Consider the following 14,678-nt stretch of genomic DNA (forward strand, 5'->3'; position numbering starts at 1 on the left):
CATGCCCTATATTGACGTTAACCAGGTTAACCACTACTACGAGTGGGTCGGCACCAATACGCCGCGCGATCCCAGTTCCTCAAAGCCGGTGATGGTCTTCATCCACGGCTGGGCTGGGTCGGCTCGCTACTGGCAGAGTACGGCGGCGGCACTGAGCGATCGCTATGACTGCCTGCTCTACGACATGCGTGGGTTTGGGCGATCGCGTCTGTCTCCCGATCAGCAAGCGGAAGCTGCAGCACGAGGTTATGAGCTAGACACCTACGCAGACGATTTAGTCGAGCTGTTGAGGGCGCTGAATCTGCCCAAGGTGTCGATCAACGCCCATTCCATGGGGGCGTCGGTGGCGGTGTACTTTTTGAATCAGTACCCGGAGCTGTGCGATCGCGCCATTCTCACCTGCAACGGCATTTTTGAGTACGACAAAGCTGCCTTTGAGGCGTTCTACAAGTTTGGCGGCTACGTGGTGGCCTTTCGGCCCAAGTGGCTGGGGAAAATCCCTCTGGCACCGCGCTTCTTTATGGCCCGCTTCCTCAGCCGCCCCATTCCCGCTGCGGAAAAAATTGCGTTTTTAGACGATTTCTTAAACGCGGACTACGCCACGGCGTTAGGCACAATCTTCACTTCGGTCAGCAAAAAGGCGACCGAGGTGATGCCTGTGGAGTTTGCCAAAATTACCGTGCCGACGTTGTTGGTGTCGGGAGAGTTTGACAAAATCACTCCAGCGGAGCTGGGGCGAACAGCAGCGGCTTTGAACCCAAAAGTCGAGTATGCCTTGGTAAAGAATACCGGGCATTTTCCTATGCTCGAAGACCCAGAGACCTACCTCAGGTACGTCAACGAATTCCTAGGTTAAATCCTTTAGCTGAACTGCTTCGCGTTGGCAGAATTTAGCCTTCGCTTTTTACCCTACGTCTTATGGATGCGCTGCCGATTGATCAACTGATGGCGCTGGATCGTCGCCATGTGTGGCATCCCTACGCGGCAATGCCCAACAATGGGCCATTGTTTGCGGTGCGATCGGCCCAGGGAGTTTATCTAGAGCTAGAAACTGGGGAACGCCTAGTGGATGGCATGTCGTCGTGGTGGACCTGCATTCACGGCTACAACCACCCTCGGCTGAACCAGGCTGCCCAAGAACAAATGGGCTGCATGAGCCACGTCATGTTTGGCGGGCTAACACACCAACCAGCAGTGCAGCTGGCTCAAAAGCTGGTGGCAATGACGCCAGAGCCGTTGCAGCAGGTGTTTTTCTGCGATTCCGGCTCGGTGGCAGTCGAAATAGCCATGAAGCTGGCGATTCAGTACTGGCACAACCAGGGAGAGCCGCAGAAGCAGCACTTTCTGACGATTCGCAACGGCTACCACGGCGACACCTTTGCAGCTATGGCAGTATGCGACCCAGTAAATGGCATGCACCACCTATTTCGCAATAGCTTGGTGGAGCAGTACTTTGCCGATGCGCCCCAAATTCCCTTTGAGGGAGTGTGGGATGAGCAAGACCTGGCCAGCTTTGAGGCGATTTTGCAGCGCCACCACGGGGAGATTGCCGCCGCGATTTTTGAGCCGGTGGTGCAGGGGGCGGGGGGCATGCGGTTTTATAGCCCGCAGTATGTGCGCCGGGCAAGGGAACTGTGCGATCGCTACAACATCCTCCTCATTCTCGATGAAATAGCTACGGGCTTTGGCCGCACGGGCAAACTGTTTGCCTGCGAATACGCAGGCGTCGCGCCGGATATTCTCTGCGTCGGCAAAGCGCTGACAGGCGGGTTCATGTCCCTAGCGGCCACCCTGACTACCGAGCACATTAGCGAAACCTTTGCCCAGGGGGAAGTGGGAGTTTTTATGCACGGCCCCACCTTTATGGGCAACCCCCTCGCCTGCGCGGTGGCTCTGGAAAACTTGAACTTGCTGGAAAGCTACGACTGGGCCGCAAGGATACGCGCTATAGAAACCCAGCTTAAGCAGGAGCTAACCCCCTGTCGCGACCTGCCAGCGGTGAAGGATGTGCGGGTTTTGGGAGCGATCGGAGTGGTAGAGCTGCATGAACCGGTGGATATGGATGTGGTACAGCCCCGCTTTGTCGCCCAGGGAGTATGGCTGCGCCCCTTTGGTCGTCTGGTTTACACCATGCCGCCCTACATTGTTGAGCCTCAGCAACTCGCCCAGATCACAACGGCCATCTATGAGGTGTTAAACGCTTAGGTCATACCCTTTGCAGGCCTTGGGATTTACGAGGGGTGGATAGCTACTGCACGACCCCAACAACCGCATGACGGAAGAGTTTGGTTTGATTGTAGTGGCAATCGCCCGTCACCCTGGCCAGGCGGTTCCCTAGCTCATGGTTTGGCAATGCGGGGACTACCTGGGTATGGAGGTATCGGTAGCGGTGCACAAGCTAGAGGCAACGCCAGAGTTGAAGTTTTGAACTTTGAGTTGTGTACTAAAGCCCCACTGCAAAAACTCAAAATTCAAAACTAATCCATTCCCCTTCATCCTAACGTCCCAATCGGTTAGGAATATCATCACAGCCGCCGGGAACAGTGGCGCGGGTAGCCTCGCCACCCCAGGCTCCGATGTAGCGGCGCTGTTCCTCAGACAGGCGGTACACGCCGCTAAAATTAGCCCCTTCAACTACGGCCCCGGTGTTGGCTCCGGTGATGTAGTCGGGTGCGCCGGTGCGAGTGCGGGGAGTGGCGGTGGCAGCATCTCCGTAAAAAAGTCGCGCCTCCATTAGATCGGCTCCAGACAGATTGGCTTGGTACAAGATAGAGCGGGCAAAATTGGTTCTTACCAAGTCGGCCCGACGCAGATCGGCGCGAATCAGGTTGGTTTCGCTGAGGTCGGCCCAGCGCAGGTCGGTACCCGACAGATCGGCGGCGGCCAGCATAGCTCCCATGTCGATGACGCGGGTGCCGTTCAGCCGGTCTTCTTCGTAGCCGCCTCGACCATCTAGGATGGGGCGGCCGAGGCGATTGTCGCGGCGCAGGGGGGTGAGCAGCTTAGACCGCGAGAGAAAGCGGATGACCTTGGCCTTGCCGCCGGCATCGACGCTGCTGAGAATGGCGGCGGTGCGGGCTTCGGCGATGATGCGCTCCTGGGGCCAGTCTTCGAGCAGTCCTTCGTCATCTAGCACCAGTTCTGAGATGCCCTGAAAGTAGGAGTCGATGGTCTGCTGCTGGGTAATCAGGTTTTGCTGCTTGGTTAGGTCGCGGGAAATAACGTACTGCCGCCAGGCCACAAATAGGGCCAAAAAGGCGATGAAAATTTGCCCGATCGCCCCCAAAAAGTCTCCCAAGGCCCCCAAAATATCCCACCGTAGAGTCAGCCCCCAGGTCAAAATGGCCCGGTTAATGCCCGTGATATTCGTTAGCCCTGCCAGACCGACTAAAACCCCAGGGATAGCAATCAGCAGCGACTGTTGCCGGGCAGACAGCTCCCCCAGCACCTCTTGCAGAAAGGGCCACATGAGCCGAATCGACACCAGGGTAGCCACCAGAGACCCAGCTAGGGTGAGCCAAAAACTGCCGGTGATTAGCCCCAGCCCAATCACTGCGACCGCCACGATAGTAATCGCGCTGGCCGAGGTGACCGTAGAGTCAACCAGCAGAGGCTCAACATTCGTCGGGTCGGAGGGGTCTAAGTCGAGCCGAGTGGCACCCGGCACAGGCTCCGCTGCGCTGTCGCCAAGGATCGGCCGGATCAGCTGGTCTGGGGTAGCGCCTGTGCCGTCATCTGGGGTAGCGGTGGGTAGCGGCGGCTGGGCAGGGTCAGGGGTCGAGGGAGTCATGGTCGCGCAACAATGAGCAAAATCAAAACTAGGCCCCTGGGATATGGCGACAAAGGGCAAATTGTCTGGCTATATTTAAGCACCTTAACCTTGGAACTATAGCCGTTGGGCCGGGTTTGCCCCGTCGATAGGCTAAGACGGCTAACCTCGACTAGGCGGCTCCGGCCCATCGACGGTAGACTGATGGGGATTTTGCCCGCTAAAACGGGCGTTTCAGCACATATTAAGGAGGGTAGGGGCAGCGGCATTATGGTGATTACTGGGTTGATTTTGCTGGCCGCGATCGCGATTTTAGTGTGGGGCTACCGCCGAGCACAGCCCTACGGCACTGTGGGCATCTTGGCCTGGCTGCAATCGGTGGTGCTAATGGCCCCGTGGCTGCTGTTCTTTGGGCTGTTTGCCCTGGGTGTTTACGTCAACCTGGCGGGGGTGCTGCTGCTGTTGCTAGGGTCCACAGGCCTCTACATATATCTGGGGCGACGGTTGCGAGCCCTGGGGCAGGATAGCCTATCGACCCAGCGACGCGCGGCGGTACCGGACATAAACTCTATTCCAGAGAATGCCGATCGCCTAGAGCCCCTCGATCAACCGACTCCAGCCCCAGCTATCACTCCAGAGGGGATCGCCCTACCTGCAGAAGATTTGGCGCAGATCGAAGGCATCTTTGGCCTCGACACCTACTTTCGCACCGAGACGATTCCCTACGACCAGGGGGCCATTTTTCGCGGCAACCTGCGGGGCGAACCGGCGGCTACCCAGACCAAGCTGGCAGAGCGATTGCAGGAGCGACTGGGCGATCGCTACCGCCTGTTTTTAGTCGAAAACCTGGAGCAAAAGCCCACGGTAGTGGTGCTGCCCGCCACCGCCGACCCGGTCAAAACCACCCCAGCCCAGTGGGCACTGGCCGGGGTGCTGGCGATCGCCACCCTTTTCACCGGCCTAGAGGCTGGAGCGATTTTGCAGGGCTTTGACCTGCTGCAAGACTTCTCTCGCTGGCGGGCTGCCCTGCCTTTTTTGGTAGCCTTACTGGTCATCCTGCTCAGCCACGAAGCCGGCCACTGGATTGCCGCCCGACGCCACGGAGTACGCCTCAGCCCACCCTTCCTCATCCCCGCCTGGCAAATTGGAGCCTTTGGCAGTCTCACTCGATTTGAGTCCCTGCTGCCCAACCGCAGCGTGTTGTTTGACATCTCCCTAGCCGGGCCTGCTGCTGGAGGCATCGTTTCCTTGGCCATGCTGGTGGGCGGGCTGTTGTTGTCGCACCCCGGCAGTGTCTTTCAAATTCCCTCCGAGTTCTTTCAAGGGTCGGTGCTGATCGGGGCCTTGGCTAAGGTAGTGTTGGGTTCAGCGCTGCGAGAGCCCTTGGTGGATATTCACCCGCTCACCATCATGGGCTGGCTAGGACTGGTAATTACCGCCCTCAATTTAATGCCAGCCGGGCAGCTCGATGGTGGTCGCATGGTGCAGGCCATCTACGGCCGCAAAACCGCCAATCGCACGACGGTGTTTACCCTGGTAGTGCTGGCCCTGGTAGCGTTGGCCAACCCCCTAGCCCTCTACTGGGCTGGGGTGATTGTGATCTTGCAGCGCACCCTAGAGCGCCCCTGCCTCAACGATATTTCTGAACCCAACGACGCCCGCGCCGCCCTCGGTCTGCTGGCCTTGTTTTTAGCCCTGACGGTGCTGCTGCCTCTCACCCCCAGCCTGGCCGGTCGCTTAGGAATTGGAGCGTGATGGAGTGGGGAGTAAGGGGTAAGGGGGTAGATTGTTCAGCCATCAGCCACTTACCCACCCATCCACTCCCTACTCCCCACCCCTTACACCACCGGCTCCACCTGAATTTCCCCCAGTCGTTGGGCTAGATAGGCAGCGGCAGTGATCGGAGGAAATTGAGGCGTTCCCCCAGTGCGATCGATCAAACTACCTACCGGGGTCAGGTCAATCTCGGGACGGGGATGGACAAAGAACGGCATTGATAGGCGGGCCTGGTTGCTGGGTTGAGGATTGACCACCCGATGGGTAGTGCTTCTAAACAGGCCATTGGTGAGGTTTTGCAGCATGTCGCCAGTATCCACCACGATCTGACCGGGGGTGGTTTTGACGGGCAGCCAATGCCCATCCTGGGTAAGAATTTCGAGCCCTGGGGCGGTAGCCTCGCAAAGCAGGGTAATGAGATTGATATCCTCGTGGGGGGCGGCTCGCAGACTACCGGCGGCAGGTTGGCCCACGGGCGGGTAATGGGCCAAGCGCAGCACTGTGTTGCCCCCACGGGCCATGTCCACTAACCAGTTGCTGGGCTGGTCTAGATAGTCGCTGCAGGCTGCCAGCAGGACTTCTGCGCAGGCCATGAGCTGCTCATATAGGCGGGTAATCACTGGGCGAAAGGAGGGCACCTCCTGGGGCCAGGGCGAATCGGTAGCAGTGAGACTGTAGCGGTTGACGTGCCAAAATTCTTTGAGATCGGGTGAGGTGTAGCCCTTAGCCTGCTCACTGCCAAAGCTTGAGAAGCCCCCGCCGCCATGCTGGGTTAGGGAGTACTGGGTTTTAGCAGCATCGGGTAGGGCAAAGAACTCAGCAGCTACTTGGTAAGCTCGCCGCACCACCTCCGGCGACACCGGGTGGGGCTCCAAAATAAAGAAGCCAATGTCCTCTAGGGCCTGGCCCAGGGTTGCGATCGCCCGCTGTCGCACCGCCGTAGGGCCAATTAAATCTGCGTAAGACACCACAGGAATGGGCGGCGGGGTCATGGTGTGATCCTTGAAGAGGAAAAATAGGTTGGCTGGATTGTAGCAGCCCAGTCAAGGGTCTATAACTGACCCAAAATTGCTGTTTCTCAGCGAGTGGACGACTGCGGATAGCAACCCAAAATTTCGCCAAACTCGGCGATCGAGCGGTTTAATCGACCGAGATGCCCTGGCATAATGCGATAAGGTTGGGCTACATAGCTTGCTAACGCGTTATTGTCTGTGAACAGTCCTGCTAACCCAGAGCCCAGTCCAATGCTGCACATCGGCGACCAGGTATTGACTCCCGCCGATGCTGTGCTCCGGCTACAGCGCTACGGGATGTTGCCCGCGCTGATCAAAGAACTGGTGATTGACCAAGCGATCGCCGCCACCACTCTCACCCCAGAGCAAAGCGCCCAGGCCCTAGACCAGTTTTTGCAGGCCAACCAGGTGACGACCCCAGAGCAGCAGCAGGGGTTTTTAGCCCAGCGGGGGCTGACCGAAGGCGATCTTTTAGCGTTAGCTCAGCGGGCTCGAAAGCTTCAGCAGTATAAGCTCGACACCTGGGGACACCAGGTTGAGTCTTACTTCTTGCAGCGCAAGGGACACCTCGATCGGGTTCTGTACTCCCTGATTCGCACCCGCGATGCGGGCTTGGCTCAAGAGCTTTACTTTCGCATCAAAGATGACGGCCAACCCTTAGCCGATCTGGCCCGCCAGTATTCTGAAGGGCAAGAGGCCCAAACCGGTGGCCTCATCGGCCCCGTAGAGCTCTCGGTGCCCCACCCGGCCCTAGCCCGGATTCTCTCCATTAGCCAACCTGAGCAGCTCTGGCCCCCGACCCGCGTCGGCGAGTGGTTTGTGGTGGTGCGCCTAGAGAAATTTTTGCCGGCCCGCTTGGATGATGGCACTCGCCAACGTCTAATCGACGAGCTGTTTAACACCTGGTTAGTTGAGCAAGTGCAGCGGGAGCTTCAGGCCAACGCTATCTTAGGAGCGAGTTCTCTGCCGACAAAGAACGACTAGCGATCGCATCTTTAACTTAGCGAAGGTAAACCTTTGCTAACTACGGAGGTCAAACTTAAGTCGATCGCCCATCATGAACTCGGGGCGCACCTGTAACATTTTGATACGATTGTCCAGACAGCCTAAGGAGGTCAACCATGACCCGCTTTCGACCGATGGACTGGGGAATGGGGGTGCTAATGGCCGCCGCCACCTTCAGTGGTTTAGCTGGTAGAGCCTTGGCAGAAACTCTGCCCCTAAACAATCCGGCAGAGCCTGAAGAGGCTGCTCCGTCAATTATTCAAAGGTTACGAGAGCCTGGACTAGGCACAGCTGAGGAAAGTTTTCCTGAGGCCTATGTGCTGGGACCAGGCGATCGCATCCGCATCGATATTTTCAACATTCCAGAGTTCAGCGGCCCCGAAAACGGCATTCACGAGGTGCTGGTCGATGGCACATTGTCCCTTCCCATGGCTGGGGTAGTAGCCGTGCAAGGGCTGACCTTAGCCGAAACTCAAGCGGCCTTAGTCGACAGCTATGCCCCATTGCTGACCCGGCCGCCCCAGCTCACTGTCACACTGCTGTCGGTCCGCCCGGTGCGGGTGGTGGTGGCTGGCGAAGTCAACCGCCCTGGTACCTACACCATTGAGCTAGAGGCCGAAGCCAGCGGGGGCAGCGCCGGGGCCGGTCGCCAGTGGCCCACCCTCACCCAGGTGATTCAGGAAGCGGGGGGCATTACCCAGCAGGCCAACATTAAAGATATTCAGGTGCGGCGGCCCCAGCGCCAGGGTGAGGCCGTTCTCACTACCAGTCTGTGGGAGCTAATTCGCACCGGCGACATTAGCCAAGATGTGCGTCTGCGCGACGGCGACACCATTGTGATTCCCAAAGCCGTAGCGATCGTGCCCGAGGAGTCAGTGGCGATTTCTAGCGCCAACTTTTCTCCAGAGGAAATACCAGTGCAGGTAGTTGGTGAAGTAGCACGCCCCGGCGGGGTAACGCTGCCCGCTAACTCCACCCTGAATCAGGCCATTCTGGCCGCAGGCGGATTTCAGCGCAGTCGGGCCCGGAATTCCACGGTAGAGCTAGTCCGGCTCAACCCCGATGGCAGCGTTGACCAACGCACCGTGAACGTCGATCTATCTGCGGCTGCTAACGACACCACTAACCCGATATTGCGTCCCAACGACGTAGTGATTGTGGACCGCAATATCGCCGCCGCCGCTGGCGACACCCTAGGACTCTTTCTGAGCCCTTTTACGTCTCTGACTACTGTCTTGCGGATACTCGGCTTTTAACACCGCGTCCCGGCGGCAGTCTAAACCCGCATCAAAACTTGTGGTTTAGGTTCAATCAGATCTGAATCTAGGTCAGTTTTGAAGTTTTGAGCTATAAATTAACGAACTCTTGGGAGTATTCCCAGATATACCCTATGCCTTTTCCCCCTTCCTCCACCCATGAAACCAACGGCAACGGTCACGGCCATGCCAAGCCTGGTTTTATGACTGTTATGGCGCCGCCATCCCTGGTGGAGCAGAGAGATGAGGTAGACTTCAATCGGATCGCAGGGGTGTTTAAGCGTCGAGCGGGCATTTTTTTGGGTGTGGCGGCTCTTTCCTTAGCAGGGTTCACCCTCTGGAACCTCAGCCGTCCACCAGCCTACAGCGGTAATGCTAGCCTGCTGGTAGAGCCCGTGACTGCCATTAATACTCCGGGCCTAGACACAGTTACCGGAGTCCCTAGCCCATTAGTCTCTACTAGCCTTGATTACACCAGCCAAATTCGAGTGCTGCGCGGTCCGGCGGTGATCAATCCTATTTTGGATAAGATCCAGCAGCGATACCCTGACATCAGCTACAACTCCCTACTCAACGGCCTGGACATTACCCAAGAAGGGGAATCTAAGGTGCTGCGCATTACCTACAGTAACGCTGACCCAGCGGTAGTAGGGTTTGTGCTCAACCAGGTAGTCGAAGGTTTTGTCAACTACAGCGTGCAAGACCGTCAGGGAGAGCTGCGCCGAGGTCTAACGTTTTTAGATGAACAGCTGCAGGAAAAATGGCAGGAAGTTGCGGCTATTGAGGGGGAGCTCAGCGAGTTTCAAAAGCGCTATGACCTAGTCGATGTCAACGCCACTAGCGAGAGCGTTACCCAACGGCTCAACCAAATGCTGGCTGACCAGGAACAGCTACGGGTGGAGCTTACCGCCCTAGATCCCCTCTACGAAAATCTGCGGAACCAGGTAGGCTTTGACCCCAATACCGCCATTCGGGTGGCAAACCTCAACGAGTCACCGACCTACCAGTCGCTACTGGAAGATTTGCGTGAGATCGAACAGACCATTGCCGCGGAGTCAGCCCGGTTTCAGGCTGACACTCCTATGATTGAAGCGCTGACAGACGAGCGGGAGAAGCTTTTACCGCTGCTGGAGGCGGAAGCCCAGCGCCTCGTGGGGTCGGCGGTAGAAGCCGAAACTTTGGGCTACCAAGGATCGGTAAGTCGAGATTTGATGCAGCAGCTGGTTGATACCGCCAACCAAATGCAGGTATTGCAAACCCAGGATCAAGCGATTGGCCAAGCTGTGCAGCAGCTGCGGGCAGAGATTCAGCGGTTAGCAGACCTCTCCCGGTCGTATCAGCAGATTAGCCGCGAGCTGACCGTAGCGGAGACTAGCCTCGATCAGCTTTTGGCAAGTCGGCAAGATCTGCGGTTTCAAATGGCGCGGCAGGCGTCGCCGTGGGAGCTGATTTCTCCCCTAAATGAGACGAGCATTGCGGAAACGAGCAACCTGCCCCGCAAACTGCTGCTCAGCACGGTGTTGAGCCTGATGCTGGGAGGAACTGCGGCGTTGCTGCGCGATCGCCTCGACCAAGCCTTTCATAGCACTGACGAACTGATCAAAGCGACTCAATTGCCCAACTTGGCTGGGGTACCCAATGCCTCAGCCTTGCAAAAGCAGCCCCTGCTGATGGTGCCCAATCTATCTGCCACTATGGCCGATGTGCTTACCCAAAACCAGAGCCCCCACAAGCTATACACCTCCTTTAGCTTTGCCGAGGCATTCTACTCACTAGAGGCCAACTTGCGCATGCTCAGCTCTGATACCCCTATACAGGTGGTAGCGCTGACCTCCTCAGAGCCCGGTGAGGGTAAATCAACCATATGCGCCCACTTGGCTATTGCTGCCGCTAACATGGGCCGCCGCGTACTGTTAATTGACGGTGATCTGCGCAAGCCCAGTCAGCATCTGATTTTTGGCCAACCAAACCGTCAGGGGTTGAGTGATCTGATTACTCAACCGCTCGATGACCCCATGGATCTAGTTCAGGTGATACCGGGTAATCCCAACCTACACTTGCTAACGGCAGGGGCACGGCCCCCCGCCCCTGGTCGCCTGCTGTCATCGCGCAAAATGCAGCAGATTACTGAGCAGTACCGCCGCCACTTTGACCTAATGATTTTTGATACCCCACCCCTAGCAGGCGGGATGGTTGATGCCAAGCTGGCCGCAGCCCACGCCGATGGGCTACTGCTAGTGGTGCGACTCAATCGGTCTGAGCGAGCGGAGATCCAAAGGGTGCTAGCCGACCTGGGCAACACAGTCCAGGCTCCGCTGCTGGGTCTGGTGGTCAATGGTGTGCCCCACAGCCGTCAGAGTGGCTACGACTATTACTACGGTTACTACGGTCGCCCTAGAGTGGCCGCAGGGATCAATGACGGTTAGTCGATGGTTGCCCTGTGAACAGCAGGTGTGGTGATAACAACGGGATGTGAGGAGCAATAGGGAATGAAGCGCAAATCAAGACCACTAATTACTGGCGGACTATTGGGGCTAGCTGGACTAGGGTTGCTGCCATCACAGGCTGAAGCCACCCTTGACAACTTGGCTGTAGCCCCTGATCCTAATTTGGGCACGGCTCTAGGTGTAGATCCGCACCCGGTGATGGAGCCCGAACCGTCGGCCCAGACCACCGAACCTCAAATCGACGAGCAGGGGGTGCCCCAACCTGCTTGGACTCCAGATGGAAATCACCCTGTTGTGGCCGCAGCGGCGACTGCTGCTCAGCAACCAGCGCTAGCAGCAGCGGTCGTCATCCCTCAGACAGAGCTATCGGCTCCGGCCACTGCTGCCGTAGAAAGCAGTATTTCAGAAATCTCAGAAATCTCAGAACCCGCCGTCATAGCTGCCCCGACAGCAGTGCCAGAGGCCATCGCGATCGCCCCTGCTGCCGCACCAAACCCAGCATTGGTGAGTCCAGAACCCTCAGTCAATACTCTGGCAGATCTGCCAGTCACCCCTGCGCCAACGCTAGAGGTGACTCAAGCTGAAATGCCAGAGGCCGCAGACAGTAACCAGGCTGCGATCGCCAGTCCTTCCATCGACACGCCTGCTACCCCGGTAGTTATTGAGAACATTGCTGACAGCACCGAGGCTGCGCCAACCGTTACTCCAGCTGAAGTTAGCACCAAACCCACAGCCAGTAAACCCGCCCAGGTTCTTCAGCTACCTGGGGTAGCGCCTCGCCCCGCAATTCCTACAGCAGTAGAGCGTTTAGCTGCCACCCCAACGCCGATCGCGCTCCCCCCAGCCCCAGAGGCCACCCTTGATCGCCCTGCCTCTGAGGCAGTGACATCCGCCTCTAGTACCGGGTTGCGGCAGCCCCCTAATGTGGCAGCCCTGCGATCGCGGTCAACAGCGGTTCAAGCGTTGCTGCGCGACCTGCGCACCGCCTACGGCCTGGAGATCCAGGGTGACCCTGCCCAACCAGTCTCTCAGTCTGAAACCGTAAGCCGGGAGCCACAGCTGCCGCCGCTGCCCTCACGAGCCAACCGTAGCACTTCGTCTGAAAACACCGCCGCTAATCAAATTCCTGTAGCTGCCCCATTGCCTGCCCCGGCGATAGCTCGTCAGACCGCTGAGCGAGAGCCACAGTTACCGTCATTCGCCGGACAGAGTTCCAACGTCGCTCTAGCCTTACCGTCCCCTCGACCCACCCTGTCGACTGGTCGGACCGCCCTAGCCTCGCCGCCAGTAGAGCTATCCGCAGCCCCGCTCTCTGCCGATACTGTTCCCGTCACCACCGCTCAAGCCACACCACCGTCTTCCGATGCGACCCAGCTGCGCGACAGTCTGCGCGTTCCACCGCTCACGACCGCCGCTGGAGCTACACGCTCTTTTCCCCCCTCGCCTAATGCCGGCATTCCATCGGCCTTTGGGGCCAACTGGGGAGATGTGTTTTTTAGCGCCTCGCTAGCTGGAGCCGATCGCATTCGCCCTGAGGCCGATGGTAGTCTCTCTATGGGCTTTGGGTTAGGCGACTCGCGCCGGGCCGTAGGGGTTGAGCTAGCCTACAACCTACAGAGCGTGCGACGGTTTGGCGAAAACGGCGGCTTCGACGCCAAAATTCATCGTCAGGTCTACAGCAATGAAGAAACCCAGGTGGCCGCCGCCGTGGGGATCAATAATTTTGCGTCCTATGGTGCCAATACCAACGGCAGCGAGTCCAGTCCCTACGGTGTGGTCACGGCGGCTTATCTACTCCAGCCAGAACATCCCAGTAACCGTCTGCCCATTACCGCCTCCCTAGGGCTAGGGGGCGGTGCTTTCAGCGGTGAAAGTAGCGATGTAGGAGTGTTTGCCGGCGTTGGGCTCCAAGTGCATCCACAATTTTCTATCAATACTGCCTGGAGTGGTGTGGGTCTAAATGTGGGAGCTTCCATTGTGCCAGTGACCACGGTACCCCTTACCCTCAACTTGCTCTATGGCGACGTCGGCAACAATACGCGGGCGGGTTCCGTCGCAGTGTTGAGTATCGGCTACGGCTTTAACTTCAGTCCCCGATTTTAAGCCCCTTTCATCTGCTACTGCTCCCTTCGACATCAACTGCACTTCATTCCTAGTTAGGAGAATCCCCGTGGACAAACTGGCGCGCCCGCTACGGCAAACATGGCTCATGCTAATTCTGGTAAGCGGCAGCTTGGCGATCGCCCTGCCCGGCCACAGTGGTTCGGTCCCCACGGGGCTGACCAGCGGCGTCAGCGTCGGCGGCTCAAACTTGTTGCCGATTGGGGCATCAACCCTATGCGGTCACCAAGAGGTGGATCAAGGGGTGGAGCCACCCCTATGCGGGGAACAGCTACTAGAGTCAGCCTCTGCCAACGCCACCGTAGACCCGATCACCGGCGATATCACCCTAACCACCACCGCTCAGCAGGCGCTCAATACTTCGGCCAATCAAATTGCTCAGGGGCTCCAGAGCACTAACCCCGTCCTGGCCGTTCTCCTGACCACGCCAGGAGAAATTAGCTTAACCAGCCCTAGCCCTGTAGGAGCTAGCGGCCCCAGCGAGGACGAAGATGGTGTCGAGACAGTGGATGACATGGCGGCGGCCGCAGCTGCGGCGATCGCCAATGGCGAAAGCGTCTCACTTACTAGCAGTCGGGGAACCCTCGGGATTGCTGCCCCCACCGTTGCCGAAGCCGGCGGCAGCGGTTCTATCCTGGTCACCTCGGCGGTATTCACGCTCCAGGGTGGCACCCCTATGGTGGCACCCCTACGGGGCACCTTGGCGCAAATTGCCAATACTACCGGCTTTTTAGCCGCCGCCTTTGCGACTGGCCTGACCCCCAGTCAGGTAGCGCCTTTCACTGAAATGGCCCTAGCCGGAGCAGACTACCGCGAGCTAGTGACGCTGTTCAACGCGGTTAGTGGGCTGATTCCCCCCCAGCCTCGGCCTCGCTCTACGGTCATAGCCGTTGACCCCACCCTGCTAGAGCAAGCTATTCAAGCCTACAACCGCATTGTTGATAACAGCGCTCCGGAGACCTTGGCGACCTTAAACCAAAACTCAGATTTTGTCGCCCTGGGGCGATCGCTACAACAGTTGCGGACAGCCATTGAGGTTAGTTAATATCTCAGGTCCATCAATTACAAGTAAGATGTCTATTCCTGCGCCTCAATGTGAGGAGTAAAGCTCAGTCGGAGAAGTATATTTAGTCGAGCTTGACTTTATCAAAAAGACTTGCACTGAACCGCTGTTTTGTTTACAGCGGATAGGAGTTTATTGAGCAAATCTAACTCAATAATTTCAGTTTATGGTGGTTGATTGCGATTTTTCTTGAGTAAAAGTGAATCCACCATAGAAAGTTGCTTGAAG

Annotated in this window: 10 protein-coding genes; 8 read left to right on the plus strand and 2 right to left on the minus strand. The window is 57.8% G+C overall.

Features of this window, described 5'->3' with window-relative positions:
* Position 1: 1 nt before the first annotated feature.
* The gene (locus NC979_RS17650; protein ID WP_190519301.1) at positions 2-856 is read left to right on the plus strand and encodes an alpha/beta fold hydrolase; all 855 of its coding nucleotides are present in this window, start codon (positions 2-4) and stop codon (positions 854-856) included.
* 62 nt (positions 857-918) lie between these two features.
* On the plus strand, positions 919-2,205 hold the full coding sequence (bioA, locus tag NC979_RS17655; RefSeq protein ID WP_190519303.1) for an adenosylmethionine--8-amino-7-oxononanoate transaminase: 1,287 nt from the start codon (positions 919-921) through the stop codon (positions 2,203-2,205).
* Positions 2,206-2,497: 292 nt separating this feature from the next.
* On the opposite strand, the gene NC979_RS17660 is transcribed toward bioA, so the two are convergent.
* Entirely contained in the window at positions 2,498-3,790 is a 1,293-nt protein-coding gene (locus NC979_RS17660) for a pentapeptide repeat-containing protein (protein WP_242024021.1), read from the minus strand.
* 183 nt (positions 3,791-3,973) lie between these two features.
* Here NC979_RS17660 and NC979_RS17665 point away from each other — a divergent pair, with 183 nt between their 5' ends.
* Entirely contained in the window at positions 3,974-5,524 is a 1,551-nt protein-coding gene (locus tag NC979_RS17665) for a site-2 protease family protein (RefSeq protein ID WP_431191078.1), read from the plus strand.
* An 83-nt stretch (positions 5,525-5,607) separates the two neighbouring features.
* Here NC979_RS17665 and NC979_RS17670 read toward each other — a convergent pair whose 3' ends face one another.
* Positions 5,608-6,537 carry an isopenicillin N synthase family dioxygenase gene (locus tag NC979_RS17670; RefSeq protein WP_190519307.1) on the minus strand — a complete coding sequence of 310 codons (930 nt, stop codon included), beginning with the start codon at positions 6,535-6,537 and terminating at the stop codon, positions 5,608-5,610.
* Positions 6,538-6,756: 219 nt separating this feature from the next.
* Here NC979_RS17670 and NC979_RS17675 point away from each other — a divergent pair, with 219 nt between their 5' ends.
* From NC979_RS17675 to NC979_RS17695, 5 genes are all read left to right on the plus strand, one after another.
* Positions 6,757-7,542 (plus strand): peptidylprolyl isomerase, encoded by a 786-nt coding sequence (locus NC979_RS17675; protein WP_347403935.1) that lies wholly within the window; start codon positions 6,757-6,759, stop codon positions 7,540-7,542.
* Between the two features lie 137 nt (positions 7,543-7,679).
* Positions 7,680-8,819: an SLBB domain-containing protein gene (locus tag NC979_RS17680; RefSeq protein ID WP_190519309.1), complete on the plus strand. Its 1,140-nt coding sequence runs from the start codon at positions 7,680-7,682 to the stop codon at positions 8,817-8,819.
* 134 nt (positions 8,820-8,953) lie between these two features.
* Positions 8,954-11,245, plus strand: a complete 2,292-nt coding sequence (locus NC979_RS17685) for a GumC family protein (protein WP_190519311.1) — start codon at positions 8,954-8,956, stop codon at positions 11,243-11,245.
* 63 nt (positions 11,246-11,308) lie between these two features.
* Positions 11,309-13,369, plus strand: a complete 2,061-nt coding sequence (locus NC979_RS17690; protein ID WP_190519313.1) for a hypothetical protein — start codon at positions 11,309-11,311, stop codon at positions 13,367-13,369.
* A 67-nt stretch (positions 13,370-13,436) separates the two neighbouring features.
* Entirely contained in the window at positions 13,437-14,432 is a 996-nt protein-coding gene (locus NC979_RS17695; protein ID WP_190519315.1) for a hypothetical protein, read from the plus strand.
* The last annotated feature ends 246 nt before the right edge of the window (positions 14,433-14,678 follow it).

Origin of the sequence: Leptolyngbya subtilissima AS-A7, assembly GCF_039962255.1 — a bacterium.
Classification (GTDB): domain Bacteria; phylum Cyanobacteriota; class Cyanobacteriia; order Phormidesmidales; family Phormidesmidaceae; genus Nodosilinea.